The following is a 24386-nucleotide window of genomic DNA, read 5'->3' as shown; positions in this document are numbered from 1 at the left end:
GACGGCTAGCCCCTGACCTCGGACTCGTCCACCGGCGACCAGGTGAAGGTCAGCTTCTCGCCCGCCGCCACGGCGCGGCCGAGCGCCTCGTCGCGGTCGGCTCCCTCGGCGATGATCCAGGCGGCGCGGTCCCGGTTCGACCCGTTGGCCCGGTAGACCATGCCCGGCTGCACGCCGGGACGCATGTGCACCTCGTGCACGCCCTCCAGGGCCTGCGCCTCGGCAACGCCGTCGATGGCGTCGAGGCGGCCGAGCGGCGCCGACATCAGGAAGTGGACGACCGCGGTGCGGTCGCAGACGACGTTCAGGTCGGGGGTGTCGCCCAGCAGCGCGGTCATGTGGAGGCGGCACATGTCGACGCCGCTGGCGATCCGCACCGCTTCGGGAATCCGGTCACCGGCGATCCGCCCGTTGACCTCGATGACCCGGGCGTCCTTGTCGCCGGCGGTCAGCTTGAGCTCGACATGGGCGGGGCCCCAGGTCAGCCCGATCGCCTTGACGGCCTGCTCGGCCTTCTCGACGAGCAGGCGCTCCCGGTCGCCGGTGACCGCCGCCGGGAAGATGTGACCCATCTCCAGGAACAGCGGGGGCGCGCTGCAGATCTTCTCGGTGAGGCCGAGCACCTTGCCGTGCATGACCTCCGCGGAGTACTCGGCGCCGGGGACGTACTCCTCGACGACCACCCGGGGGGCCACCTCCTGGCCGAGGTACTCGCCGATCCCCATGATCTCCCGGGTGATCGCGTCGACCTCCTCGGCCGTCCCGCACCGTCGCACCCACAGGCTGCCGGTGAGGTCCAGCGGCTTCACCACGACCGGGAACCCGATCGAGGCCGCGGCGGACGCGGCCTCCTCCGCCGACGAGCACACCTCGAAGCGCGGGTTGAGACCGGGCGTCGAGGCCATCGCGGCGCGCATGGACGCCTTGGAACGGCAGGCGGCCACGGCCGCCGGGTCGGGGCCGGGCACTCCCAGCAGGGCGGCCACCTGGGCGCCCATGTCGCAGTAGTACTCGTACACCGAGGCGACTCCGACGAGTTCGCCGTCCGCGGCGATCTCCCGGCAGGCGTCGGCGACGGCGTCGGCGTCGTGGGTGTCGCAGGCGCGGACCTCCACGCCCAGCTCGGCGTAGTCGCGGATCAGCGAGGGCGCCATGGCCGGGGGCCGGGCCGCCACCACGACCGGGGTCACGCCCTGCTCCAGCAGGAATCGGGCGCAGTCCTGGCCCGCGCCGGTCAGGGGGGACTCGACGAAGACCACGTAACGGGGAGTCTTCCGGTCGGACATGGGGGTTCTCCTTGATCAGTTTCTTCGGGGGCCGGTCGGTTTCGGGGCTCGTCAGGGGGAGGGGGCCGGCACCGCCCGGGGCTCGGCGGGCAGATCGCGCATCCGGACCAGGCGGGACAGGAGCAGCCACAGGACCCCGGCGGTCATCCCGGCGCCCGCGACGAACAGGCCGCCGCGCAGGCCGATCCACTTGCCGAGGGCACCACCGGTCAGCGAGCCGAGCGAGAGGATGCCCCAGACGATGAACCGCACGCTGGCGTTCATCCGGCCCAGCATCTCCGGCGGGCACAGGGCCTGCCGGATGCTGACCTGGCCGACGTTGTAGACGACGATGCCGAAGCTGACGGTGAACCAGGGGACGGCGAACAGAGCGATTCCCCAGCCGCTGTGGGCCAGCGGGATGAGCAGGGTGGTCGGTACCGTCACCAGGTACGCCAGCCACATGACGCGCACCTGCCCGAACCGCAGGGCGAGGCGGCCGGCCGCCGCCGCACCGAGGATGCCGCCGAGTCCGCTGACCGCCATCAGCACACCGACGGTGGTGCCTGACAGCCCCAGCTCCTCGACCAGCAGGAGCATCATCAGCGGCAGCATGACCGCGTAGAAGAAGTTGTACGTCGCGGCGGAGCCGGTGATGGCCCGGAACACCGGCTGGCGCAGCACGAACCGCAGGCCGCTGCTGATCTCGGCCGCCATCCGGGGCCGTTCCCCGCGGGGCGGTCGCTCCTCGACGGTACGTATCCGGGTCACCAGCAGGGCCGACACCACATGGCCGACGGTCTGGGAGGCCACGGTGAGCGTGGCGCCCAGCAGCTGCACGAGCGAGCCGCCGAGGGTGGGGCCGGCGAGTCGGGCCACGGCGTTGGTGCTCTCCAGCTTGGCGTTGCCCTCGACGAGGTGGGCCCGTCCCACCACGGCCGGGATGTACGACTGGTAGGCGATCTCGTAGAAGGCGGTGGCGAAGCCGATCGCCAGGGTCGCCGCCATCAGCCCGGTGAAGTCCACGCGGTCCAGGGCGAACCCGATGACCAGGAACACCAGGAAGAGCGCGCGCAGCCCGTCGCAGGCGATGAGGATCGGCCGCCGGCGAGCCCGGTCGACCAGCGTGCCCGCCGGCAGGCCGATGAGCAGGAAGGCGATGGTCTGCGCCGCTTGGAGCAGCCCCATCTGGAAGGGGGTGGCGGCCAGCGTCGTCGCGGCCAGCAGGGGCAGCGAGACCCGACTCATGTTGGCGCCGAGCGTACTGGCCGTCTGGGCGGCCCAGAAGAAGCGGAAGTCCCGTTGCTTGATCAGTGACATGGTGCGGCTACCGCCCGATCGTGAGCCCGGACGCCCAGACGCCGGGGCTCGCGACGAAGGAGGTGTGACCGCGGTTGAGCCGCAGCCGCCCGTCGTGGCCGTCTATCCGGGCGAGCAGTTCGAACACGTTACCGGCGAGGGTGATGTTGCCGGCGTTGTGCTGGACGCCGTCGGGGGTGATGAGGACCGCGTTGGCGCCGATGGAGAAGTCGCCGGTGATGACGTTCGATGTGTGGGCGCCGTTGGCCTGCACCACCTTCAGCAGGGTCCGGCCGTCGAGCGGGGCGTCCCCCAGCGCGGCGGCGGGGCGCAGAGCCAGGAACCCCGGCTGCACGGTGGGCATCTCGCCGGAGGGCCCGCGGCGGCCCGAACCGGTGCTCACCGTCCCCGCCTCGGCGGCGGTGCGGCGCGAGCTGAGGAAGCCGCGCAGCTCGCCGTCCTCCAGCAGCGTGGTGGGCCCACACGCGGTGCCCTCGTCGTCCCAGGGCGTGGGCAGGGGGCTGCCCGCCGCCATCGGGTCGTCCACGAGGGACAGGCCCGCGCTGCCGATCCGCTCGCCGGTGCGGCCGGCCAGCGGCGAGCGGCCCTCCAGGACGGAGTCCAGCTGGAAGGCGGGCACGGCGAGCATGAACAGCTTCGCCATCACACGCCCGTCGAGGAGGACGTCGTCGTAGGAGAGGCGCGGCACGGGTTCGCGGGCCAGTACCCGTGCGAGGGCCGTCAGCTGGGCGAGCTCGGTGGCTTCGGCGTCCTCGAGGACGGCGTCCACCGACCGCCCGAACATCTGGTGCGCGATGAACCCGACGCGGCGGCCCTTGGCGGTGATCCGGGCCTGCAACTGGAAGGTGCCCGTGGTGTGCCGCAGCGGCTCGCAGCCGGCCCGGTGCAGCAGGACCCGGGACCGGTCGGCCCTGGCGCGCAGCTCGACGTCCACATCGGCGGCACCCGTGGTGAGTCCGGCGAGGCGCCGGGCCACCGTCTCGTCGAGCTGCGGGTCCGCGAGCGTCCGGGGCCCCGCGGCCTGCCCGGTGCGGCGGGCGGGCGCGGGAGCCGCGGAGCCCAGGGTCCGGCCGACCGCGAGGGCGGTGTCGACGAGCGAGGCGTCGGCTCCGCCGGGGATGTGCACGGCGTACCCCTCGCTCCCGTCCTTCCAGACGGTCAGGGCGGTGGCCGTGGCGGCGGTGGAGACCCGGCGTTCCACCAGGCCCTCCCGGCAGACCAGCTCGTCAGTCTCGTGGGCGTTCTCCCACACCTCGGAGTCGGCGCCCCGGTCGGCGGCGGTCGCGTTCAGGAAGTCGGACGCCTCACTCATCGTCCGGTACCGCCGACCAGGAGCGACCGCACGCGCAGCGTAGGCCCGACGACACCCACCGGAACCCACTGGCCGAACTTGCCGCACTTGGCCGCCCCGACGACGGGGTCGTCGGCTATCGCGTCGATGTCCCTGAGCACCTGGGTTCCTGTTCCTGTGATGGTGGTTTCCTCGATGGGGTCGGTGATCCTGCCGTTCTCGATCAGGAAGCCGTTGGTCACACGGAAGGTGAACTCGCCCGTGGACTCGATGACCTCGCCACCGCCGACATGCTGGGCGAAGATCCCGAACTCGGTGCCGGAGACGATGTCATCAACGCCGGCCGTGCCGACCGCGAGGCAGGTGTTCGTCATCCGGGGCTGCGGCGGGTGCAGCACGGTGGTGCACCGGCCGTTGCCGCTGGACGGGAGGCCGAGCCGCGCGGCTGACTCCTGGTCCGTCAGATAGCCCTTGAGGACGCCGTTCTCGATGAGCGTCGTCGGTGTCCCGGCCGTGCCCTCGTCGTCGTGGCCGAAGGAGCCGACCGCCCCGGGGACGGTGGGGTCGTCCGTGATGGTGACCAGCGGGGAGGCGATGGTCTCGCCGAGCCGCCCGGCGTAGACGGAACCGCGCAGCACCTCGTCGCCCTCCAGCGGGTGGCAGCACGCCTCGTGGAGCAGGACCATGCCGCGCCCCCCGGCCACCACGACCGGGAGGTGGCCCATCGGGGCGGGCCGGGCGTCGAGGCCGGTCACCGCGCGCCGGGCGACCTCGATGCCGGCGGCCGCGGCGTCGATGCCGTCCAGGGTGCCGCTGATGCCGGGGGTGTAGAAGCCAGTGGACATCCGGCCGCCTCTGCGGGCGATGACCCGCACGGTGAGGTAGCTGAGCAGCCGGTGTTCCTCGCGTATCCGGTCGTCCTGGGCGAGGACCATGTCCTGTTCGCTCAGCTCGAAGTCGATGACGACCTGGGCCACCGCGGGGTCGAGGTCCCGGGCCGACTTCTCCAGATCGCGAAGCACGGACAGGACGGAGGAGATCTCCATCCACTCCGGCCCGGTGCCGCCCCTGGCGGTCCGCCCCGGTCCCGCGCCGGCCGGGGCACGGCCTCCGTCCCCGTCGAGGACGGCGGCGTACGGATCGAGGCCCGACACCGAGCGGTGCCGGAAGCCGTCGCGGAGCACGTACCTGGCGGACGTGCCCTCGCCCCGCTGGACGCTGATGTCGCTGACCCGGCCCTCCGCGAAGCGTCCGCTGGTGCGGTGCCAGGCCTGGACGGCGCCCGAGGTGCCCGCGCAATCCGGCGGGCGATGTCGGCGCATCGTGCTGACCAGGTCGCCTGCCACCGCCTGGAGCGGCTCGGTAGCGTACATGGGGTCTCTCCAAGCTTGTTGCTGATCGGATGAGGATCGAGGACCTCAGGGCTGGAGCCGCTGGTGCGTCCAGTCGGCGCTGTCCGCGCCGCGGTCGTAGCGCAGTCGCCGGTGCAGTCGGTCGGGGCTGCCATACCAGAACTCGATGGCCTGCGGCACGAGCCGGTAGCCGGTCCACTCGTCGGGGCGGGCGACCGGGCCGCCCGCGGCGACCAGCGCCTTCGCACCGGCCTTGAGCTCGGCCTCGTCCTTGAGGGGGCGGCTCTGCCGGGAGACCGCTGTGGTGGCCTGCGCGGCGAGCGGCCGCCGGGCGAACAGCTCGTCGGACTCCGCGCCGGTGAGGACCTCCACCGGGCCCTGTACGGTGAGCTGCTGGAGCGTCTCCCGCCAGTAGAAGGTGAGCGACCCCCAGGGCGTCTCGGCCAGGTCCTGGCCCTTGCGGCTGCCCCTGAAACTGGTGAACCGCAGCCCCCGGTCGTCGATCTCCTTGACCAGCAGCACCCGGCTCGACGCCCGGCCCGACCGGTCGGCGGTGGCCAGCACCGCCGCGTACGGCTCGCGGACCTCGCGGGCCACCGCGGAGTCCAGCCAGGCACGCATCAGCGGGTAGGGGTCCTGCGGCGGGGTGTCGAACTCGGGCAGCACCAAGGTGGTGTCACCGCTGAGAGTCTGTGTCTGTGCCGCCATGCCTGTGGTCTCCTTCTGTCGTGCGTGGTGTTCCGGGCCCGCGCGGTGCGGTGTCCGACGCCGTGATCAGGGCCAGGGGCCCAGGTCCGGCAGGGAATCGGTGGACCCGTAGGCCTTGGGCAGCTGGGCGGCGGACCGCCCAGCGAGCCAGGCGGCCAGGGTGTTCTGGGTGCCGTGGACCGTGGTCGGGGCGCCCGAACCGTGCTTCCAGCGGCGCGTCGTGTCGCCGGACAGCAGCACCGTGGTGCGGGCATCGGGCAGCCGGGGCAGCAGGTATCCGACGAGGTGCGCGCCGAGGCCGTCGCCCCATTCCTCGGGCCGGTAGCCGGTGCCCAGGTCGGCGTAGTGGATGTGCGCCTCGCGCCACCAGCACAGCTGGGTGGCCAGCAGATCCGCATCGCGGTAGGCACAGCGCAGGCTCCAGTCGTCGGGGCCCAGCTTGGCCCACGCCTCCTCCAGTTGTGTGAGCCCGTCCTCCAGCCCCTCCCGCAGCTCCGCCGCGGAACGCCCCGCGCCCCGCTCGATGGCCGCGTCACGGCCGGGCCGACCGCCGTCGTACACCTCTACGGTGCGGCCCTCGACGGCGTAGCGCGCCTGGCGGGCGAAGGCGCGGGCCAGGTCGCCGAGGTGGGTGAGGACGTGTCCCCTGCTCCAGCCCGGCAGCTCGGTCGCCTCGCGTGCCGCCGCGTCGTCCAGCGCCGCCGCGTCCTCGCGCAGGCGGGCGTGGATCGCCGCGATCTCGCCGAGCCGTTCGGCGCTTTCGCCGTGTGTGTTCGCCATCTCTCAGACCCCTGTGGTGATGCGCTCGCCGACCGTGTCGGCGGCGGTGCCGTCCTGTCCCCAGAACTCCCGCATCCAGCACAGGATGTCCTGCATGACGTGATGGTTCTGGTTCGGGCGCAACGCGCCCAACTGGAAGAACATCACGCCCTCGCTGGGCGGGCCGAGCAGGGTGAGCCGCCGGTCCACCTCGCCGTCGGCGCGCACCGGGTGGAAGTCCTCCGTGAGATCCAGGCCACCGGGAGCGAAATCCGGCTCGCCGACGCCCGGGTTGCGCCACTTGCGGACGAGCCCGCGCCGCAGCAGGTTCGGGTAGATCGGCAGGACGTCGTTCTCGGCGTCGAAGGGGTGCACACGCGAGTCGACGAGGATGTCGACCGGCAGTTCGGCGCCGGTGACACCGCCGCGCACCACGAAGCGTCCGCTGCTCGCGTCCAGCTCCACCTCGGCCTCGGGACCGGCCGAGACGTCGACCAGACCGTGCTGGATCAGGGCGCGGATCTTCTCCATGACCTCCAGCGCGGCGCCGTTGCACAGCCGGTTGTGGTGGCGCATGAAGACGTCCAGGAAGTCGCGGTGCGACGCCGCGTGCAGTCCGCCGAAGTCGACCGCCGCCGCCAGCACGCCCCGCAGGTCGCGCCAGACGCCGTCGGCCGCCGCCTTGGCCGGATTGGACAGGTTGTCCTGGGCGGCCCAGCGGTGGTCGAGGTCGAGGAAGTCGAGCATCGCCGCACGGTACTCGCCAGGCGTGGAGAACGAGCCGCGGTCGATCGGCCGGACCGAGCGCTCCCAGGAGAACCACTGGGCGCCGACGCTCTTCGGGTGGCGCCAGGGCGACTCCGCGGCCGCGATGCCGGCCGCGAACAGGGCTGGGTCGTCGATCCGCGCGACGAGGCCGGCCGCCTGCTCGGGCCCGAACACCACGTCCAGGAACCGGCGCAGCGCCGCTTCGGCGTCCCACTCCCGCTCCTTGGCCGCGGCCAGGGCCAGCGTGCCCGCCAGGACCGCGTCGAGGGTCTGCGCCGCCTCGTCGACGCAGGCCTCCACCGGTGCCAGGAGGCGGCGCACGGAGTCGTCGGACGGGGCGCCGCGGCCGCCGTCGGCGAGGAACGCCTCGTACTCGGGCCGGGCGGCCGCCTCCAGACAGCGGCCGAAATCGGCGCCGAGCAGAGTGCTGTAGTAGAGGCAGGCCATCTCCAGCACGATCACGGGGAAGACGTGGTCGCGGAAGTCGAGCTGGCGCTGTTCGGCGCCGCCGATGGTGACGGGCCGGCCCGCCGACCGGCGCAGCCGGTGCACCGCGTCCTCGACCAGGAAGACGCCCCGGTGCTCCAGCCGCTCGGGATCGCGTTCCTTGGCGTTGTAGGGCCGGGCGAAGGTGAACAGCCCGGCGCGGCTGAACATGACGATGGAGTCGGGCTCCTGGCCGGAAGCTCGGTAGGACAGCGTGCCGTCGGGCCGCTCCTCGAAGACACCGCCCCGGCCCTCGGTCAGGTGCAGGATGACGTCGATGCCGGTCAGGCCCATTCCGACGCACCCGACGGTGCTGCCGGGGCTGGCCTGGCCGGGCTCGAAAGCGTCCTCCAGCGGGTAGGCGGACGGTACGAAGGCCGCCTGGTGCCGCTCGGTGAACCGGGCCCACGCGGCCTGACGCGGGTAGCGGGCCGGGTCGTTGGAGGAGTGCCCGGTCAGCATCAGGACGTGGTCGGCGTCCAGCACATGTTCGCCGTCTCCAGCGATGACGGCCAGCGAGCCGTCCGACCGCTCCTGAAGGTCGGTCACCTCCCTGTGATGCAAATGGACCTCCACGCCAGGCACTTGCCGCAGCATCCTGACATACCGTCGGAATTGGTCGGCGAGCGCCAGGCCGTGGACGTAACGCTTCGGCCAGTCCTCGGCGGCCAGGTCGAAGACGGGGTCCCCGGTTTCCTCGAACCTGGCGCGGCACCAGTCGAGCAGTGTGGGCCGGTCCTCCTTCGGCAGCAGTGGTCCCGCACCGACGACGCTCTCGTCCGCCGCGAAGGCCACCTGGCCGACGATGCGGTTGAGGAAGCTGGTGACCGGCTGCTCGGAGCTGTGCACCTGCCCGGCGCCGAACTGCCCCGCGCGGTCGAAGATGTGGATGTCGAGCGACAGGGGAGTCGTAGCCGCCTGCGCCGTCGCGGCGAGCCGGTCCAGCACGTAGGTGCAGCTGGGGCCCGCGCCGACGATGGCGAGTCGGTTGGAACGCATACGGTGGGTCTCCTTGGTCAAAAGGGGTGGGAGCATGCCGTTGCGGCCCGGTCACACGCCCCGGTCGGCGTACTTGGCGACCACGCGGTCGAAAGCGGCGAGGAACCCTGCTATGTCGTCGCCGTCCAGCTGGCCCATGTTGGCCACGCGGAAGACGCCCTCCAGCTGCTCCTGCGTGGAGTAGACGACGTATCCCTCCGCCTTGAGGCCGTCGTGCAGCTCGTCGTACGTCATACCCTCGGGCACGTACACGTTCGTCACGGAGTTGGCGCGCTGCTCGGCCGGCAGCAGGAAGCGAACGCCGCGCTCGGCCAGGCCCGTCCGGATCTGCTCGGCGAGCGCGGTATAGCGGGCGGCGCGGCCCTCGACACCCTCGGCGAGGGACCGGTCGATGGCCTGCTCCAGCGCGGTCATGACCTGGAGAGCCGGGGTGAACAGCGGCGCGTTCTTGCGGTCCTGGGAGATGAAGTGGCCGTACAGGTCCAGGTAGAAGGTGCGGGCCGGTACGTCCTCGAGCTCCTCCAGGCGCTGGCGCGGTGCGGTGACGAAGCTGACGCCGGGAAGCCCCTCGAGGCACTTGTTGGCGGTGCCCACGCACCAGTCGATGTGGTCGGCCCGCAGGTCCAGCCGCTCGGAGCCGAGGCTGCTGATGGCGTCCACGGCGAACTGCCGGCCGTGCTTGGCGACGACGGCGCCGATCTCCCGGAGCGGGTTGAGCATGCCGGTGCTGGTCTCGTGGTGGACGAGGCCGACGTGCGTGATGCCCGGGTCCTCGGAGAGGGCGCGGTCTACGGCGTCCACGTCGATCGGGTTGCACCAGCCGAACTCCATGCGGCGGTGCGGGATGCCGTGCACGTCGACGATGCGCCAGAGCCGCTCGCCGTAGTTGCCGTTGTCGAGGATCAGGATGCGGCCGTCCGCGGGGACGATGGAGGAGAATGCGGCCTCCAGCGCGGCGGTGCCCGAGCCGGCCAGCAGCACCGAGGTGTCGGTGTCGTCGCCGCCGCTGACGCGGGTGGCCTTCTCGCGGACCCGGGTCATGAGTGCGGCGGCCTCCGGCTCGCGGTGGCACTGGTCGGGCGAGGCCATGGCGGCGCGCACGTCCTCGTGGACGTTGACCGGGCCAGGGTTGAGCAGTACCAGGCGGCCGGTGGCGGGCGTGGCAGTGGTGGCGGACATGCCGGAATCTCCTCAGGAGCGTGCTGACGTGAAGCGGGGATCGGACGGGGGCGGGGACGGCGCGGTGCCGTCGGCGCCGGTCGCGCCCGCGCCCCCGGTCGGGGACGGGGCGGAGGAGGTGCGTGAGAGGGCGGCGGGGCGGGTACGGGAGATCAGCGTGTGTGGTACGTCCGCCGGCCACTGGTCCATCGGCGCGAATAGGTGGTGCAGCGAGGCCGAGGCGCGGTCGCCGCGGGTGATCACGCACTCGGCCCCGCGCCGGGCGTGCGCCGCCAGGGCGTCGACCTTGCCGCGCATCGCGTCGCTGGTGTCCCAGGGCGCGGTCTCCCACACCAGGGCGTGCGCGGACGACGGGTCGTCGGGGTCGACCCAGGGCAGGACGGGACCGCCCGGCCCGGTCCCGGTCAGGATGCCCGGCACATCGGTGAGCGTGACGATCCGTACGGGGGCGAGCGACCCGTCGACGAGCATGCCGGGCACGTGGTCGCTGCCGTGGATCCGCAGGCCGCCGTCGGCGGTCAGGATACAGTCGCCGGAGAGCACCGGCAGCACGCCCTCGGCCAGCAGCCTGCGCACCACGGTGAGGTCGGCGACGGCCCCGGACGGCTGGTCCGCGCACATGGCCGTCACCTGGAGCGGCAGGGCACGGATGCCCGCCTCCCGAAAGGCGGCTGTCCAGGCCCACTTGACGGCGAACGTGGCCCGGGTCAAGCCGAGGGCGGCGAAGCCGTCCGCGGCGTCGAGGCCGCGGACCGCGCCGTGGCCCAGGGCGCCACCGCCGGCCACGAACACCGTGCGGCCCGGGAAGGTCCGTACGAGGTCGGCGACGAGCGCCGCGTAGGCGCGCACTGCCGCGGCGTCCAGGTGGTCGTCGGTGCGCTTGTCGGAGACGAGGCTGCCGCCGACCTTGACGACGAGGGTGCGCGGCTCCCCGGCCGGCACGGACGGCCGGGCCGCCGCGGGCGTGCTCACCGCTCCTCCGCGAGCGCCCCGGACACGGTGGTGACGACCCGGCCGACGACGTCGTCGAGGGGTTCCTCGGCGTCGAGGGTGAGCCAGCCGAAGCGTGCGGCCCAGTCGTCGAGCACGGCCAGGATCCGGTGTTGGTGCGTCAGGAAGTTCTCCTGGGAGCACTCGGGGTCCATCCCGCACTCGTAGGGCACGACGTCCCGTCCGACCTTGCGTTCCCAGGCCCGCTTCGGGTCGAGCCGCAGGTACAGGACCCGCCCGGAGACGGGGAGCGCGGAGACGACGCCCTCCGCCCAGGTGCGGTCCAGCCCGTAGACGATCTCGGCGGCGGCGTGCTTCATCCAGTAGCCGTCGAGCAGGGTCACCGTGCCGGGGCGTACCGCGGCGGGGGTGCGGGCCAGCAGGGCGTGGGAGATGGACCACATCAGGAACAGGAAGCGTGTCGGGTTCGGCATCTCGGCGACACAGAGCCGGGTGTCGGGCACGTCGGGCTTCATGAACCGGCTCGCCGGGTACGCCGGGCTGTCGACGATGTCCCAGCGGTCCACCCGCTCGATCGGCGTCCCGGCCGCCGCCAGCCGCTCGGTGGCCAGCCGCGAGACGGTCGACTTGCCGGCTCCGTCCGAGCCCACGAGGGAGACGATCACGCGGCGCTCTCCCGGCTCGGCTTCGGCCGCACCAGGCCGGAGACGATCGACCACAGGGTGCCCGCGGTGGTGAACGACTTCTGGGTGAGCCGCTCGTCGGGGATCTCGATGTCGTAGGTCTCCTCCAGGGAGACGACGAGTTCGACGATGGCGATGGAGTCGAGTCCATGGCCCAGCAGGTCGTCGTCCGGCCGCAGTCCGCCGTCGCGGCCGAGGTCGACGTGCCGCATCACCAGCGCCTCGAAACGGCTGTCCCAGGGTGTGTTCATGAGTGTTCCCGATGTCGGTGGGAGGGCGAAGTGTTCGGTGGGGGACCGGCGGCGCCTGCCGGCGGGCCGCCCGGATCAGTCATGGGGGACGTTGGAAGGCTCGCTGTCGTCCCCGCGGCCGGTGTCGAAGAGCCGCTCCAGGAAGGGCAGCGCCCACCGGGCGGTCTGGCCGTCGAGGGTTCCGTACTGGTCCAGGTACGCGGTGTCCTCGGGCCGCAACGCCGCGAGCACCTCCGGCGGCACCGCGTCCGGGTATAGCTCGGCCGTGAAGTGCAGGGCGTAGTACGCGATGGGACCGGCCTCGTACTCTCCGACCCGGGACAGGAACGCATGCCACACGCTCTCGTCGTAGCTCGCGGCGACGAGAGCCACGTCCAGGAACTTGCTGATCTGCAGATCGACGCTGTCCTCGATGAACTGCAGGCTGGTCGCTTCCTTGTACAGATGGGAGCAGAGGTCCAGCAACCGGTCGGCGGGTTCGGGGACCCAGGTCGGGGCGCCGCACAGGACCGTGGACACGGAGCGGTCGAGCAGCTCGCGCGCTGGTGCGCTGACGCCCGACTTCTTCTGGAAGATGTCGTGGCACAGGTCCACGTTGAACTCGGGGACGTCCGGGCGGTTCCCGGCCTTGCGGTACGGCAGTTGGTTGCTGAGGTTGACCCGCCAGAAGATCTGGGTCTTGCGGCTGAACGGCACGATGTGCTCGCCGTCCTCGGCGAGCTTGCCCTGTACATAGCCGAGCCGCTCCAGGACCTCGTGGGCCTGCGGCACGTCGTCCCGGTCGACCAGCAGGTCCACGTCGTTGATCCGGCGCAGTGCCGGGTCGCTGTACTCGCCCTCGGCGAGCGAGAAGCCCTTGCGCACGGCGTGCCGCACACCGGCGTCGCCGAGCTCCCGGAACACTCGGCCGAAGTCGTCGGCCAGCGCCTGGTTGCGGACGCGGTTGCCAAGGTAGGAGGTGGTGAACACCCAGCTGTACGGAAAGCCCTTGAGCCCTTCGCGATCGCGGTCGAGGCGGTGGGCGAAGACATGGCGGCCGACCAGCGGGAGCAGCTTGTGGCGGGCCGCGGCGTCGAGGAACGCACCCCAGTCGAGGTCGTCCTGGTCGGCGAGCGAGCGGGCCAGTCGCTCGTGGACCGCCTCCAGCCGCGGCCGGGCGAGGGCGAGCAGCAGCTGGGCGTGGGCGGGGAGGGCGGGGGTGCCGGGGCCTTCGGGCGCCGGCACGTCCGCGCGCGCGGTCTTCTCCTGTGCGGTGGTCATCGCTTCTCCTCCTCGCTAACGGCCGCCCGCAGGGACCGGTGGTCGACCTTTCCGTTGGCAGTGAGCGGCAGTGCCTCCCACTCCCGCCAGCGCCGGGGTGCCATGGCCGGCGGGACGGCGGCGCGTACGGCGCGCTGCAGTTCTTCGGGTGGTACGGGCACGCGCAGGCTGTAGTGCGCGACCAGCTGGCTGCGTTCGCCGTCACCGCTGACCGTGACGGCGCACTGTGTGACGGCCGGGTGACGGCCGAGCACCGCCTCGATCTCGTCGAGTTCCATCCGTACGCCCGCCACCTTGACCTGGCGGTCGCCGCGGCCGAGGTAGTGGACGATGCCCTCGTCGAACCGCGCCAGGTCGCCGGTGCGGTACAGCCGTCCGGTTGCCGAGGCGGGATCGAACGGGTCGCGGAAGAAGGCGCGTGCGGTGGTCTCGGGGTCGTTGAGGTAGCCCAGGCCGACACCCGTGCCGCCGACGAACAGCTCGCCGGACTCGCCCGGATCCGCCGACCGCCAGCTCCCGTTCTCCTCCACCAGCAGGTAGAGCGCCGTGTTGATGACGGGCGAGCCCACGGGGAGCCGGGTGCGCTCCAGGTCCGCGTGGGTCACCACGTGGTGGGTGACGTCGTCGGAGCACTCGGTGGGCCCGTAGGCGTTGACCAGGGTGACCTGGGGCAGGGCCCTCATCGCGCGCTCGGCCACCGGGGGGTGCAGCTCCTCGCCGGTGGACATCAGCCACCGCAGGGCCTGCAGGGGCGCCGGGGCGCGCCGGAGGGACTCGTCGACCAGCCAACCCACGACCGTGGGGACCAGCTCGACGACCGTGACGCGATGGGCGTCGAGAGCCTTGACGAGCAGCCGGGGGTAGCGCATGACGGGGTCGTCCACGACCACGATGTGTCCGCCGACGAGCAGCGGGCAGAGCATCTGCCAGATGGAGATGTCGAAGACCAGCGGTGCGGTGAAGGCCACCACGTCGTCGGGGCCCAGGGACAGGTCCACGACCTTGGCCCACAGGTGGTTGAGCATGCCCCGGTGCTCGACGGTGGCGCCCTTCGGCCGTCCGGTGGTGCCCGAGGTGAAGATCGTGTAGCGCGACTCGTCCGAGCGGTCCGAGGCGGTCCGGGGCGGCGGTGCGTCGTCCGCCACTGGGCCGGCCGGCAGCGGCACGGCCTTCACCCGGGCGGTCTCGGCCGCGGCGTGGGCGGGGCCGGCCGGCGCTCCGGTGAGGGAGGCGTAGTCCAGGAGGAGCGCGGCGCGGCTGCGCTCCAGCACGTCGCGGACCCGCTCCTGCGGCCAGTCGAGGTCGATCGGCAGATAGGAGGCCCCGACGCTCTCGAGAGCCAGGAAAACGACCGGTGTCTCGGCACTGCGCGGTCCGACGCAGGCGACGACGTCCCCGGCACCCACGCCCTCGCCGAGCAGGACGGCGCGGATGGCGGCGACCCGGAGCAGCAGGTCGCGGTAGCTGAGGGTCCGCCCGCCTTCGGTCAGCGCCGGGCGGTCCGGGTCGCGCTCGGCGTGCCGGGCGACGTACTCAAGGACGCCGGTGGCCGTGTCCACCTCCTTGGCGCTGGTCAGGGCCAGAGCGGTGGCCCGCTCCACCGTGCCGGGGACGAGGGGGAGCTCGGCCCAGTCGTGGCTGGCGGTCATCGCGCACCGCCCCGGGATTCCGGGCCGCGGTGGCGTTCGAGGTCGTGGAAGAAGCCGTCGACCATGGTGAGGGCGCCCGTCTCCCGCGCCCGGCCGTACACGAAGTCGCCGACGGCCAGGTCCAGTACGCCGAGGCCGAACGGGGAGAAGACGACGGTGCGGCCGGCCGGTGCATCGGCCTTTCCGGCGAGCACGTCGTACAGCGTGCCGTCGATGAAGTCCCTTCCCCCGGTGCGCTGTTCGGCGAGGTGGACGGAGGTGTCCGCCTTGAGGACGTGCTCGATGTCGTCGACCACGTTGACGCTGTCGAGGATGACGTCGGTGCTCAGGTCGCGCAGCGAGACGTGCAGCACGAGCGGGTGGTGGTCGAACCAGGACGGGTCTTCGACGTGGGGCGCGGCGGCCGTGGTGGCGAAGACCACGACGTCTGACGAGCGGACCAGGCTCTCCGCGCTCTCGTGGACGCGGACGGCGGCGCCGTCCGTGGTCTCGCGCAGATGCCCGGCGAATCCCTCGGCGTACTCCCGCGACAGGTCGTACACCCCGAACTCCTGCGGCTCCCAGCCCAGCACGGACAGGTAGTCGTGCAGGTAGCGGGCGATCAGGCCGGTGCCGACGAAGCCGACGCGGCGCGGCGCGGGCCGGTCACGGGTGAGTGCGCGGGCCGCGACGGCGGCCGAGGCGGCGGTGCGTACGGCGCTGATGATGGAGCTCTCCAGGCACGCGTACGGGTACCCGGTCACCGGGTCGTTGAGGATCAGCACGGCGGACGCGCGTGGGATGCCGCGGTCCAGGTTGGTGGGGAAGCTGGAGATCCACTTGAGGCCGTCGACCGGTCGCTCGCCGCGCACGGAGGCGGGCAGGGCGATGATGCGGGCGGTGGGCCGGTCGGGGAACCGCAGGAAGTAGGAGGGCGGGTTCACGGTGCCCGCCTCGCCGTGCAGGAGGTAGGTCCGCTCGACGAGCTCGCAGACCTCCCGCTGCCGGCCGTCCAGCACGCGGTGCACGGTCGCACCCGTGACCACGGAGAAGTTGGGTGTCTCGGACGGGTTGTTCACTGGTTCTCCAAGAGGTCCTGCGCACCCCGGTGGTAGTGGCGCGCCACCCAGGCGTCGTTGTAGATCGTGTCGATGTACCGTTCGCCGAGGTCGGGGGCGATGGCCACCGCGGTCCGGTCCGCGGAGCCGTGCCGTGCCAGCCACTCGGTGGCCGCGCTGACCACGGTCCCGGATGAGCCGCCGAGGAGGACGCCGCGGGCGGCGAGCCGCCGGCACATGCGGATGGCGTCCCGCTCGTCGCCCCGGACGACCTCGTCCACGAGGGACGGGTCGATCAGCGGCATGGGCGTGCTCGCGCCCAGTCCCGGGATGTGCCGGGGTCCGGGCGCGCCCGAGAAGTTCACTGAGCCGACGCTGTCGACGGCCACGATGCGCACGCCCGGGCGGTGCTCGCGGAAGTAGCGGGCGCAGCCCATGAGGGTTCCGCCGGTGCCCGTGCCGATGAACAGCGTGTCGAGGTCCGGGAACTGCTTGGCGATCAGTGCCGCCGTGTTCTCGTAGTGCGCGACCCAGTTCGCCGGGTTCTCGTACTGGTTGAGCCAGACGTACCGCGGGTCCTGCGCGCAGCGCTCGCGCACATGGGCCTTGCGCGCGGCGAGATAGCTTCCGGTGGCGTCCGGTTCGTCGACCACGACGACCTCTGCGCCGAGGGCCTTCATCAGGTCCGTCGCGGACGGGTTGCACTTGGGGTCGGTGACGCAGACGAACCTGAGCCCCTTGGCCGCCGCGATGACGGCGAGTGCGACGCCGAGGTTGCCGGAGGAGGACTCGATCAGGATGGAGTCGGGGCCGATGACCCCCTCGCGCTGAGCCGTGTTCACCATCCAGGCCGCGGGCCGGACCTTCACCGATCCCGCGAAGTTGAAGCCCTCGCACTTCAGGTACAGGCGGCAGTCCAGGAGCCGCCGCAGATCGATGTAGATCTCGCTGTCGAGGAGCTCGTCGGCCCCCGTGATGACTGTCATGCCCCCCGCTCGCCTCCGTCCGTCCGCCGCGTGCCGTCCAAACGAGCCGCGCTCACGCGTCGAGCTTTTGCCAGTCGGCCATCCGCTGGAGGTCGAAGATGTCCCACACCGAGGCGATCTCCGACTCCAGCGAGCTGGTGCTGCCCGCCTCGTAGATGGCGCGGTAGGTGTCGCGCATGGCGGAGAGCGCGGCGCGCATGCCGTGGTTGGCATAGATGACGACGGAGACGCCGGCCGCGCGCACCTCGTCGATGTGCCAGTCCGGGTAGGTGGTGGGGACGATGACCACCGGGACACGGTTGTCCCACCGGTCCAGGAAGGAGACCACCTCGTCCTTGGTGCGCGCCTTGGAGTGGATGAGCACGGCGTCGGCGCCGGCGTCGGCGTAGGCGTTGCAGCGGTTCACCGCCTCCTCGACACCCGCGCCGGAGATCAGGGCCTCGGTGCGGGCGATGAGGAAGAAGTCCTCGCTGGACTGTACGGCCTTGGCGGTCTGTATCTTGCTGGCGAAGGCCGCGGTGTCGAGCAGTGTCTGGTCGCCGGTGGCGAAGCTGTTCATCTTCGGGAACAGCTTGTCCTCCATGCACACGGCCGTGATGCCGGCGCCCTCGAACTCGTGGACCATGTGGGCCACGTTGTAGTTGCCGCCGTATCCGGTGTCGACATCGGCGACGACGGGGATGTCGAGGGCCTTCTGGATGTTGGCGGCCGCCTCCAGGTACTCGGTCATGCTCAGGATGCTGGCGTCGGGCAGGCATCGGGAGGCCGACACCTCCAGGCTTGACGACCACACCGCCTGGAATCCGGCCTCCTGGGCCAGGACACCGCTGAGCGCGTGGTGGGCGCCCGCGAGGCGCACCACGTCGTGCGCGGCGAGTGCGGAGCGGAACGAGGGATAGCTGCGCTTGAGCATCTACTGCCTTCCTCAGGCGGCGTTTCCCGGACGTCTCGGCCCCAACCGAAACGGGGACGACTACGCGACCGGACAATCATTAGTCAGCGAATTGACTTGCTGTTCCTGCTGTGACCCTGTGGATCCGAGGGTGAAGCTAGCATGATCGAATCGGTGCGAGTCAATAGTCTTTGGCAATCCTTGCCAAAAGGTGTCGCGGCGATGCAGGATTCTTGACATGACCTATCGAGCCCGCGTCGTCGTCCTGGATCCCGTTTCCCCCAGTGCCCTTGCGGACCTGGAACAGGACCACAAGGTCGTGGTGCGGTTGCACCCCGGCCATGACGAACTCCTGGAACTGGCCGCCGACGCCGACGCGCTCGTCGTACGCAGCGGTGTGGTCGTCACCGGCGACGTCATCCGCTCCGGACGCCGTCTGAAAGCGGTGGCGAGGGCCGGCTCGGGGACCGACAACATCGACCTGGACGCCTGCCGCGAGGCGGGAGTGCAGGTGTTCAACTTCCCCGGCGTCTCCGCACCCGCCGTCGCCGATCTGGCCATCGGCCTCATGCTCGCCGTGACCCGCAACATCGCCCTCGCCGATCGGCAGGTCCGCGGCGGGCAGTGGAACAAGCCCCGGCTCGCCGGGCCGGGCCTTGCGGACCGGGTGCTCGGCGTGGTCGGCCTCGGCCCGATCGGCTCCCGGATCGCCCGGCTCGGCGCGGCGTTCGACATGCGCGTCCTCGCCGCCGTGGACCGCGTCACGCCGGCCCGCGACGAGGAGCTGCGCGGCCGCGGGATCGAGCGGGTCCCCTTGCCCGACCTCCTCGGCGCGGCCGACATGGTGTGCCTCGCGGTTCCGCTCACCGACCGGACGAGGAACCTCATCGGCGCCGCGGAACTGGCCCGCATGCACACCGGCTCCTACCTCATCAACGTCTCCCGCGGCGGTGTCGTCGACGAGGACGCCCTGCTGCGGGCCTTGAAGGACGGCGTGATCGCCGGCGCCGCCCTCGACGTGCATGGGCAGGAGTCCGGCACCCCGGCGCTGGCCGCTCTGGACAACGTGGTGCTCACCCCGCACCTCGGCGCCACCACCACCGACGCCCAGGAACGGGTCGGCCGCCTGCTCGCCGCGGACCTGCGCGCCGTCCTGGCCGACGGCCGGGCGACGAACAGGGTGTGCTGAGCATGAAACCGAACTCCGCCGCCACCGGGATCACCGGAGCCAAGACCATGAAGGCGGCAGTCCTCACCGACCGTCGCACCATCGTCCACCAGGACACCGCCGCCCCCGAGCACGGCCCCGGAGAGCTGCTCGTCCGGGTCGACGCCACCGGGATCTGTGGCTCCGACCTCGCCGCCTACCGCGGCACCCACCCCTACAAGACTGCGCCCGCCGTCCTCGGCCACGAGTTCTCCGGGACCGTGGTGGCCGTCGGCGACGAGGTGACCGGCTTCGCCGCGGGGGACCGGGTGTGCTCGGCGGCCTTCTCGCACTGCGACGCCTGCGCCGAGTGCCTGAACGGCGCACCCCACCTGTGCACCCGGAAGCTGAATCTCAGCCACCTTGACTGGACCGGCTCGTTCGCCGAACTCGTCGTCCTGCGGCCCAACATGGCCCACCGGCTGCCCCCCGGACTGCACCCCGTGGCCGGCGCCCTCGTCGAACCGCTCTCCATCGGCCTGCACGCGGTCCGGCTCGTCGGCGCGGGCGCGGGCCGCGGCATCCTCGTCCTCGGCTCCGGCACGATCGGCCTCAGCTGCCTGGTCGCCGCCCGGCAGCTCGGCCACGCCGCGGTGGCCTGCGTGGACATCGGCCCCGAGAAGGGCGGACTCGCACGCGGGCTCGGCGCCGACGCCTATGTCGACGCCCGCGAGGGCGACCCGGTGCCCGAGGCGCTGAAGGCCCTGGGCGGCCCGGCGGACGTGGTGGTGATCGCCGCCGGATATCCCGGGGTGACCGACCAGGCGCTGCGCGCGGTACGGCCCGGCGGCGACATCGTGATCGTCAGCTACTTCGAGGACCGGCACCCGGTCGACCTCAACACCATCGTCGGACGTGAGGTGACCGTGCACGGATCGGCGCTGTCCACACCACGCGACTTCACCGAGGTGATCGAAGGGCTCGCGGCCGGGACCCCCGACGTACTGCCCATGGTCACCCACCACTTCGCGCTCGCCGACGCTGAGGCGGCGCTGGACCTGATGGACCGGGCCGACGTCCCCACCGGCAAGATCATGCTGCATGTGACCACCAGCCAGGACGATCTCACGAACGGATGGAGCCAATGAGCAACGGGATACGGGCAGCGGTCATCGGAGGAACCGGCTACACGGGCGGCGAAGTGTGCCGCCTGCTGCTGGGGCACCCGGGGGTCACCGAGATCCTGCCGGCCTCCCGCCACCAGGAGTCCTTCGACCGGACACACCCGAACCTCCTCGGCTCCGGGCTGCGGTTCCACGACGCAGACGAGGTCACCGCGGCCGCCAGCGAACTGGACGTCGTCTTCCTGTGCACGCCCTCCGGCGAGGCCATGCGCCGGGCACCCGAACTGCTCAAGGCCGGGGCCCGCGTGATCGACCTCAGCGCCGACTTCCGGTTCACTGACCCCCAGGCGTACCGAGCGGCCTACGGCACCGAGCACACCGCCCCCGAGCTGCTGCCGGAAGCGGTGTACGGTGTCACCGAGTTCCACCGGGACCTGCTGCCCGACGCCCGTCTGGTGGCCAACCCGGGCTGCTACGTCATCACGGCGCTGCTCGGTCTCGAACCGCTGCTGTCCGCCGGTTTCGCCGACCCCAGCGCGCCGCTGCACATCGCGGCGGTCAACGGGACGACCGGCGCCGGCGTCAAGCCGCGCACCGAGATCCTGCACGCCGAGGTCTTCGGGTCGATGCTGCCCTACAGCCTCCAGGGCCACCGGCACGCGCCCGAGCTGGAGGACCGGCTGTCCGGCCCGGCCGGCGGGCCGGTCACCGTCGACCTCAGCACCGCGCACGGCCCCTTCGCCCGCGGCATCCACATCCAGGCGAGCGTCCGCGTCCGGGAGGAACTGCGCGAGGAGATCTCGCGCGAAGTGCTCCTCACCCGCTACACCGAGCGCTACGGCACCGGAGCCGAGGGCGAGTACTTCGTCCGGGTCAACGCCGAACCCCAGCTCGGCGGCCTCACCGACAAGGACTACCGCAGGTACCCGGGCGTCGCCGGGGTGGTCGGCTCCAACTTCTGCCACATCGGAGTGGACTACGACGCACGGCGCGGAATCGCCAAGGTCGTCTCGGTCAGCGACAACCTGGTCAAGGGCGCGGCGGGTTCGGCCGTACAGAACATGAACGTGATGCTCGGACACGACGAGACGACCGGGCTGCGCACCTATGGCCTCTGACAGCGGTTGGACCGACCCGCTCGGCGGTGTACCCCTGCTGAGCGCACGGCAGGTCACCCCCGGCGAACGCTGGATCCTCTCGGCCGGGTTCAACGTGGACGCGGCCCTCACCAGCACCGGCCGGATCGACAGCGAACTGGCCGACCTGCGGCGGCTCTCCGACGCGGGCGCGCGGGTGGCGGTGCTCTCCCACCAGGGCAGCCACCGCGACGGCACCGCGACCGCGCTGGGTCACGTCGCCGGCCACCTCTCGCGACGGTTGGACCGACAGGTGCGCTACGTCCCCGAGAACGCCTCGGACGCGGCGGTGCGGGCCGCCGAGGCGCTGGCGCCCGGTGAGATCGCCGTGTTCGGCAACACCCGCCACCACGCGGGGGAAGAGCGGAACGACCCCGAACTGGCCCGACGATTCGCGCTGCTGGGCAACGCGGTCGCTGTGGGCGGCTTCTCCAAGGCCCACCGCGCCCATGCCTCCAACACCGGTGTGCTGCGCCTGCTGCCGGGCTGTGCAGCACGGAGTCTGGAGCAGGAGATCCGGTTCCTCGCGCCCTGGGCGAGACCGCCGCAGGGAGCGTTCCGCGCGGCCGTGCTCGGCGGGCGCAAACCCGAGAAGACCCTGGTGGGCCTGGTCCACGCGATGCACACCTGCGACCTGGTGGTGCCCGGCGGCGTGGTGCTCAACACGGTGCTACGCGCCCGGGGCCACGACCTCGGCGCCTCCGACTTGGGCAGCAAGCCCGACGCCTGCCTGGAGGCCGTACGCGGGGTGCTGGACGCACCGGCGAAGGCACGGCTGCACGTGCCCCGGACGGTGTGGGTGGCGCCGGTGGACGAAGGGCGGATCGTGGGCGAGGCCCGGCCCGTCGCCGTGGTCGACGGGGTGTCGGCCGGGCACGCCGTCGTGGACTTCGACCTGGAGCCGTGGGCGGCCGAGTCGCTGGCCGGCGCTGGCTCCGCCGTGCTGGCCGGGACCCCCTCCCGCTACCTCGACGGGCAGACCAGGTCCGCGGACGCCGTCCTGTCCGCGCTATCGCGCACGTCCGGGGCGGCGCTGCTGCTCGGCGGCGACACAGTGGCCGAACTCCCCTGGCCGGGCCCGGTGTCGACCGGCGGAGGCTCGGCGCTGCAACTGCTCGCCACCGGCACCTGCGCGGTACTGGACGCGCTGCGCGACAACGCACGCGGCGCGAGGGACGACGGCCCCGCCCCCGCCCCGGACGACGTCATGGATGGAGTGAGCACATGAAGGTGGAACTCGATGTTCCTACCCACGTATGGTTCGGCCGCGGTGAGCTGGACCGGGCCGGGACGCACGCGAGGGAGCTCGGCACGCACGCGCTCGTGGTCACCGGGCGGACCGCGGCACGCGCCCACGGCTATCTGGGCCGCGTCGCGACGTCCCTGGAGTCCGCCGGGGTGCGCGCCACGGTCTTCGACCGGCTGTCGGCCAACCCAAGGTCCGACGAGGTGGACGAGGCGACCGCGCTGGCCCGCGCGGAGGGCTGCGACCTCGTCGTCGGCCTCGGCGGCGGCAGCGCCCTAGACGCGGCCAAGGGGGTGAGCGTCACCGCGCCGGCCGACGGCAGCGTGCGGGAATTCATCGGTGCGACGCTCGGCCCGCAGGCGCCCAGGCTGCCGCTGCTGGCCGTGCCCACGACGGCGGGCAGCGGCTCGGAAGTCACCAAGGGGGCGATCATCACCGACACGGTGGGCCACTTCCGCTCCGGCATCCGCGGTGACGCCGTCTTCCCGCGCACGGCGATCGTCGACCCCGACCTCATCGCGTCGGTGCCGCGCCCGATCATGGCGGAGACGGTCTTCGACTCGTTCGCCCACGCCGTCGAGGGCTGCGTCGCGGCCCGCGCGGACGGGGCGAGCCGGGCCCGGGCGCACCAGGCCATCAAGCTGATCGCCGCGCATCTTCCGGCGGTGCTGCGGGGCGAGGACTCTCCCGAGGCGCGCGAGGCGCTGTGCCGGGCGTCCCTGCTTGGGGGCGTGAACGTCGCCAACGTCAGCACCTGCCTGCCCCACCGGCTGCAGCAGGCCATGGGCTCACTGCCCGAGGTGGACCTCTCGCACGGCCGGGGCCTGGCGGTGCTGTACCCGGGCTGGCTGCGGCACACCGCGCCCCTGGCACCGGACGAGTTCGCCGCAATCGCCGAACTGCTCGGCGGCGACACCGTCCACGACGCGGTGGGCGGGCTTCTGGCCTCGGCGGGCCTGACGGCCAGGCTGCGGGACTGCGGAGTGGCCAAGGACGACCTGGACCGGCTGGTCGACGGCGTGACGGGGAATCTCGACAACGACCCGGCGGGCCAGGTGAACCGCGACTACCTGTTCACCCTGTATGCCGAGTCGTTCTGACGGACACGCCCGAACCCTGCCGGGGCGCCCTCAGCGGGTGCCCAGCGGGGTGTCGTCCCGGAGGGCCACGGCGCCGGGCGGGCCCCAGTCGGCCGGCGCCCGCCAGTCACGCCACTGCTCCCACCAGCGCGCGCCACGCTTGATGAGGTCCACGACGGAGGCGGCCGCCGCACGCACGGCGTCCGCCTCTCCGGCGTCGAAGCCGCCGGTGCGCACCCGCTCCTCGAAGTGTTCGACGTCCTTCCACCGGTACGGGGAGCCGTCGCCGGGGATGATCAGGTCCAACTCGTGGTCCAGCGTGTCGAATCCACGCTCGGTACGGACCAGGGGCGCTTGGAAGTTGACGTACCACTCCGACAGCGATCCGTCCGCCCAGCGGCCCCACACGGAGTAGCCGTCCCCCGGGCGCTGCAGCTGGAGGACGCCACTGGACTGCCACACGTGCTCGAACTCGATCCAGGGGTGCAGTCCCCAGCGGAAGTCGCCGCGGCCGAACGTGAGCGGCGTGCCCTGGGCCAGGTAAACGGCGAGCGCCCGCTCGTCGTCACTCGCTACCCGCACCGGGTACGCCAGCCATGGGCGGCCGTCCAGGATCTCGCGCCGGACGATGACCTCACCCATAGGGAACCGTGACCTCATGACGGTCCACCCTAGTACTTCAACAGTCACTGAAACCGTCCAGTCTCCTGTGACCTGCGTATTCGGCCCGGCTGCCAGCCGTTTTCCCCGGCACCGGCACCGGCACCGGCACCAGCAGGCAGCCGGCTGACAGGCGGGCCGAGCAGCACCGCACAGTA

The 24386-nt window shown here is 72.1% G+C and carries 22 protein-coding genes; 5 read left to right on the top strand and 17 right to left on the bottom strand.

The annotated features are described in order from the left end of the window. Positions 1–5 precede the first annotated feature (5 nt). The 16 genes from FEF34_RS28200 to FEF34_RS28125 form a co-directional block, all read right to left on the bottom strand. Complete coding sequence (locus tag FEF34_RS28200; RefSeq protein ID WP_138055667.1) at positions 6–1286, bottom strand: ATP-grasp domain-containing protein; 1281 nt, start codon at positions 1284–1286, stop codon at positions 6–8. A gap of 51 nt (positions 1287–1337) precedes the next feature. Continuing rightward, complete coding sequence (locus FEF34_RS28195; protein WP_138055666.1) at positions 1338–2585, bottom strand: MFS transporter; 1248 nt, start codon at positions 2583–2585, stop codon at positions 1338–1340. Between the two features lie 7 nt (positions 2586–2592). Then, a complete protein-coding gene (locus tag FEF34_RS28190; protein ID WP_138055665.1) occupies positions 2593–3897 on the bottom strand; it encodes a metallopeptidase TldD-related protein in 1305 nt (434 codons plus the stop codon). Next, positions 3894–5249, bottom strand: coding sequence for a TldD/PmbA family protein (locus FEF34_RS28185; RefSeq protein WP_138055664.1), 1356 nt, complete (start codon positions 5247–5249; stop codon positions 3894–3896). Before FEF34_RS28185 ends, FEF34_RS28190 begins: the two co-directional genes overlap by 4 nt. 45 nt (positions 5250–5294) lie before the next feature. Next, positions 5295–5936 carry a phenazine biosynthesis FMN-dependent oxidase PhzG gene (gene phzG / locus FEF34_RS28180; protein WP_138055663.1) on the bottom strand — a complete coding sequence of 214 codons (642 nt, stop codon included), beginning with the start codon at positions 5934–5936 and terminating at the stop codon, positions 5295–5297. Between the two features lie 66 nt (positions 5937–6002). Next, positions 6003–6716, bottom strand: coding sequence for a maleylpyruvate isomerase family mycothiol-dependent enzyme (locus tag FEF34_RS28175; protein WP_138055662.1), 714 nt, complete (start codon positions 6714–6716; stop codon positions 6003–6005). A gap of 3 nt (positions 6717–6719) precedes the next feature. Beyond that, positions 6720–8948: an FAD/NAD(P)-binding protein gene (locus FEF34_RS28170; RefSeq protein ID WP_138055661.1), complete on the bottom strand. Its 2229-nt coding sequence runs from the start codon at positions 8946–8948 to the stop codon at positions 6720–6722. 51 nt (positions 8949–8999) lie between these two features. Next, complete coding sequence (locus tag FEF34_RS28165; protein WP_138055660.1) at positions 9000–10127, bottom strand: pyridoxal-phosphate-dependent aminotransferase family protein; 1128 nt, start codon at positions 10125–10127, stop codon at positions 9000–9002. 12 nt (positions 10128–10139) lie between these two features. Further along, positions 10140–11099 (bottom strand): amino acid kinase family protein, encoded by a 960-nt coding sequence (locus FEF34_RS28160; protein WP_171053121.1) that lies wholly within the window; start codon positions 11097–11099, stop codon positions 10140–10142. Then, positions 11096–11743, bottom strand: a complete 648-nt coding sequence (locus FEF34_RS28155; RefSeq protein WP_138055658.1) for a nucleoside/nucleotide kinase family protein — start codon at positions 11741–11743, stop codon at positions 11096–11098. The genes FEF34_RS28160 and FEF34_RS28155 overlap by 4 nt, the downstream gene beginning before the upstream one ends. Beyond that, positions 11740–12012 carry a phosphopantetheine-binding protein gene (locus FEF34_RS28150; RefSeq protein WP_138055657.1) on the bottom strand — a complete coding sequence of 91 codons (273 nt, stop codon included), beginning with the start codon at positions 12010–12012 and terminating at the stop codon, positions 11740–11742. Before FEF34_RS28150 ends, FEF34_RS28155 begins: the two co-directional genes overlap by 4 nt. A gap of 75 nt (positions 12013–12087) precedes the next feature. Continuing rightward, a complete protein-coding gene (locus FEF34_RS28145) occupies positions 12088–13272 on the bottom strand; it encodes a nucleotidyltransferase family protein (RefSeq protein ID WP_138055656.1) in 1185 nt (394 codons plus the stop codon). Beyond that, entirely contained in the window at positions 13269–14921 is a 1653-nt protein-coding gene (locus tag FEF34_RS28140) for an amino acid adenylation domain-containing protein (RefSeq protein ID WP_138055655.1), read from the bottom strand. Before FEF34_RS28140 ends, FEF34_RS28145 begins: the two co-directional genes overlap by 4 nt. Beyond that, positions 14918–15979: a 2,3-diaminopropionate biosynthesis protein SbnB gene (gene sbnB / locus FEF34_RS28135; protein WP_138055654.1), complete on the bottom strand. Its 1062-nt coding sequence runs from the start codon at positions 15977–15979 to the stop codon at positions 14918–14920. The genes FEF34_RS28140 and sbnB overlap by 4 nt, the downstream gene beginning before the upstream one ends. Further along, complete coding sequence (gene sbnA, locus FEF34_RS28130; RefSeq protein WP_138055653.1) at positions 15976–16944, bottom strand: 2,3-diaminopropionate biosynthesis protein SbnA; 969 nt, start codon at positions 16942–16944, stop codon at positions 15976–15978. The genes sbnB and sbnA overlap by 4 nt, the downstream gene beginning before the upstream one ends. A 52-nt stretch (positions 16945–16996) precedes the next feature. After that, on the bottom strand, positions 16997–17857 hold the full coding sequence (locus tag FEF34_RS28125; RefSeq protein ID WP_138055652.1) for an isocitrate lyase/phosphoenolpyruvate mutase family protein: 861 nt from the start codon (positions 17855–17857) through the stop codon (positions 16997–16999). Positions 17858–18074: 217 nt separating this feature from the next. Here FEF34_RS28125 and FEF34_RS28120 point away from each other — a divergent pair, with 217 nt between their 5' ends. Genes FEF34_RS28120 through FEF34_RS28100 form a run of 5 tightly spaced genes read left to right on the top strand, consistent with a single transcriptional unit; the run spans position 18075 to position 23589 of the window. Continuing rightward, a complete protein-coding gene (locus tag FEF34_RS28120) occupies positions 18075–19025 on the top strand; it encodes a hydroxyacid dehydrogenase (RefSeq protein ID WP_138055651.1) in 951 nt (316 codons plus the stop codon). Positions 19026–19027: 2 nt separating this feature from the next. After that, the gene (locus FEF34_RS28115) at positions 19028–20131 is read left to right on the top strand and encodes a zinc-dependent alcohol dehydrogenase (protein WP_234042590.1); all 1104 of its coding nucleotides are present in this window, start codon (positions 19028–19030) and stop codon (positions 20129–20131) included. Next, positions 20128–21225, top strand: coding sequence for an N-acetyl-gamma-glutamyl-phosphate reductase (argC, locus tag FEF34_RS28110; protein WP_138055650.1), 1098 nt, complete (start codon positions 20128–20130; stop codon positions 21223–21225). The genes FEF34_RS28115 and argC overlap by 4 nt, the downstream gene beginning before the upstream one ends. Next, complete coding sequence (pgk, locus tag FEF34_RS28105) at positions 21215–22471, top strand: phosphoglycerate kinase (protein WP_138055649.1); 1257 nt, start codon at positions 21215–21217, stop codon at positions 22469–22471. Before argC ends, pgk begins: the two co-directional genes overlap by 11 nt. Next, positions 22468–23589 carry an iron-containing alcohol dehydrogenase gene (locus FEF34_RS28100; protein ID WP_138055648.1) on the top strand — a complete coding sequence of 374 codons (1122 nt, stop codon included), beginning with the start codon at positions 22468–22470 and terminating at the stop codon, positions 23587–23589. Before pgk ends, FEF34_RS28100 begins: the two co-directional genes overlap by 4 nt. A 30-nt stretch (positions 23590–23619) precedes the next feature. On the opposite strand, the gene FEF34_RS28095 is transcribed toward FEF34_RS28100, so the two are convergent. Next, positions 23620–24210 (bottom strand): DUF402 domain-containing protein, encoded by a 591-nt coding sequence (locus tag FEF34_RS28095; protein WP_138055647.1) that lies wholly within the window; start codon positions 24208–24210, stop codon positions 23620–23622. Positions 24211–24386: the final 176 nt, after the last annotated feature.

It is taken from the genome of Streptomyces marianii, from assembly GCF_005795905.1.
GTDB lineage: Bacteria > Actinomycetota > Actinomycetes > Streptomycetales > Streptomycetaceae > Streptomyces > Streptomyces marianii.
The sequence above is the reverse complement of the archived record's forward strand: the minus strand, read 5'-3'. Positions and strand labels throughout refer to the sequence as shown.

Excerpts from the sequence above, each read along its gene's own strand:
- FEF34_RS28140 (WP_138055655.1), bottom strand. The coding sequence starts at position 14,921 with ATGACCGCCAGCCACGACTGGGCCGAGCTCCCCCTCGTCCCCGGCACG.
- FEF34_RS28120 (WP_138055651.1), top strand. The coding sequence starts at position 18,075 with ATGACCTATCGAGCCCGCGTCGTCGTCCTGGATCCCGTTTCCCCCAGT.
- FEF34_RS28165 (WP_138055660.1), bottom strand. The coding sequence starts at position 10,127 with ATGTCCGCCACCACTGCCACGCCCGCCACCGGCCGCCTGGTACTGCTC.
- FEF34_RS28170 (WP_138055661.1), bottom strand. The coding sequence starts at position 8,948 with ATGCGTTCCAACCGACTCGCCATCGTCGGCGCGGGCCCCAGCTGCACC.
- FEF34_RS28175 (WP_138055662.1), bottom strand. The coding sequence starts at position 6,716 with ATGGCGAACACACACGGCGAAAGCGCCGAACGGCTCGGCGAGATCGCG.
- FEF34_RS28200 (WP_138055667.1), bottom strand. The coding sequence starts at position 1,286 with ATGTCCGACCGGAAGACTCCCCGTTACGTGGTCTTCGTCGAGTCCCCC.
- FEF34_RS28145 (WP_138055656.1), bottom strand. The coding sequence starts at position 13,272 with ATGACCACCGCACAGGAGAAGACCGCGCGCGCGGACGTGCCGGCGCCC.
- sbnA (WP_138055653.1), bottom strand. The coding sequence starts at position 16,944 with ATGACAGTCATCACGGGGGCCGACGAGCTCCTCGACAGCGAGATCTAC.
- FEF34_RS28100 (WP_138055648.1), top strand. The coding sequence starts at position 22,468 with ATGAAGGTGGAACTCGATGTTCCTACCCACGTATGGTTCGGCCGCGGT.
- FEF34_RS28185 (WP_138055664.1), bottom strand. The coding sequence starts at position 5,249 with ATGTACGCTACCGAGCCGCTCCAGGCGGTGGCAGGCGACCTGGTCAGC.
- argC (WP_138055650.1), top strand. The coding sequence starts at position 20,128 with ATGAGCAACGGGATACGGGCAGCGGTCATCGGAGGAACCGGCTACACG.
- FEF34_RS28150 (WP_138055657.1), bottom strand. The coding sequence starts at position 12,012 with ATGAACACACCCTGGGACAGCCGTTTCGAGGCGCTGGTGATGCGGCAC.
- FEF34_RS28190 (WP_138055665.1), bottom strand. The coding sequence starts at position 3,897 with ATGAGTGAGGCGTCCGACTTCCTGAACGCGACCGCCGCCGACCGGGGC.
- FEF34_RS28095 (WP_138055647.1), bottom strand. The coding sequence starts at position 24,210 with ATGGGTGAGGTCATCGTCCGGCGCGAGATCCTGGACGGCCGCCCATGG.
- FEF34_RS28115 (WP_234042590.1), top strand. The coding sequence starts at position 19,028 with ATGAAACCGAACTCCGCCGCCACCGGGATCACCGGAGCCAAGACCATG.
- pgk (WP_138055649.1), top strand. The coding sequence starts at position 21,215 with ATGGCCTCTGACAGCGGTTGGACCGACCCGCTCGGCGGTGTACCCCTG.
- phzG (WP_138055663.1), bottom strand. The coding sequence starts at position 5,936 with ATGGCGGCACAGACACAGACTCTCAGCGGTGACACCACCTTGGTGCTG.
- FEF34_RS28125 (WP_138055652.1), bottom strand. The coding sequence starts at position 17,857 with ATGCTCAAGCGCAGCTATCCCTCGTTCCGCTCCGCACTCGCCGCGCAC.
- FEF34_RS28195 (WP_138055666.1), bottom strand. The coding sequence starts at position 2,585 with ATGTCACTGATCAAGCAACGGGACTTCCGCTTCTTCTGGGCCGCCCAG.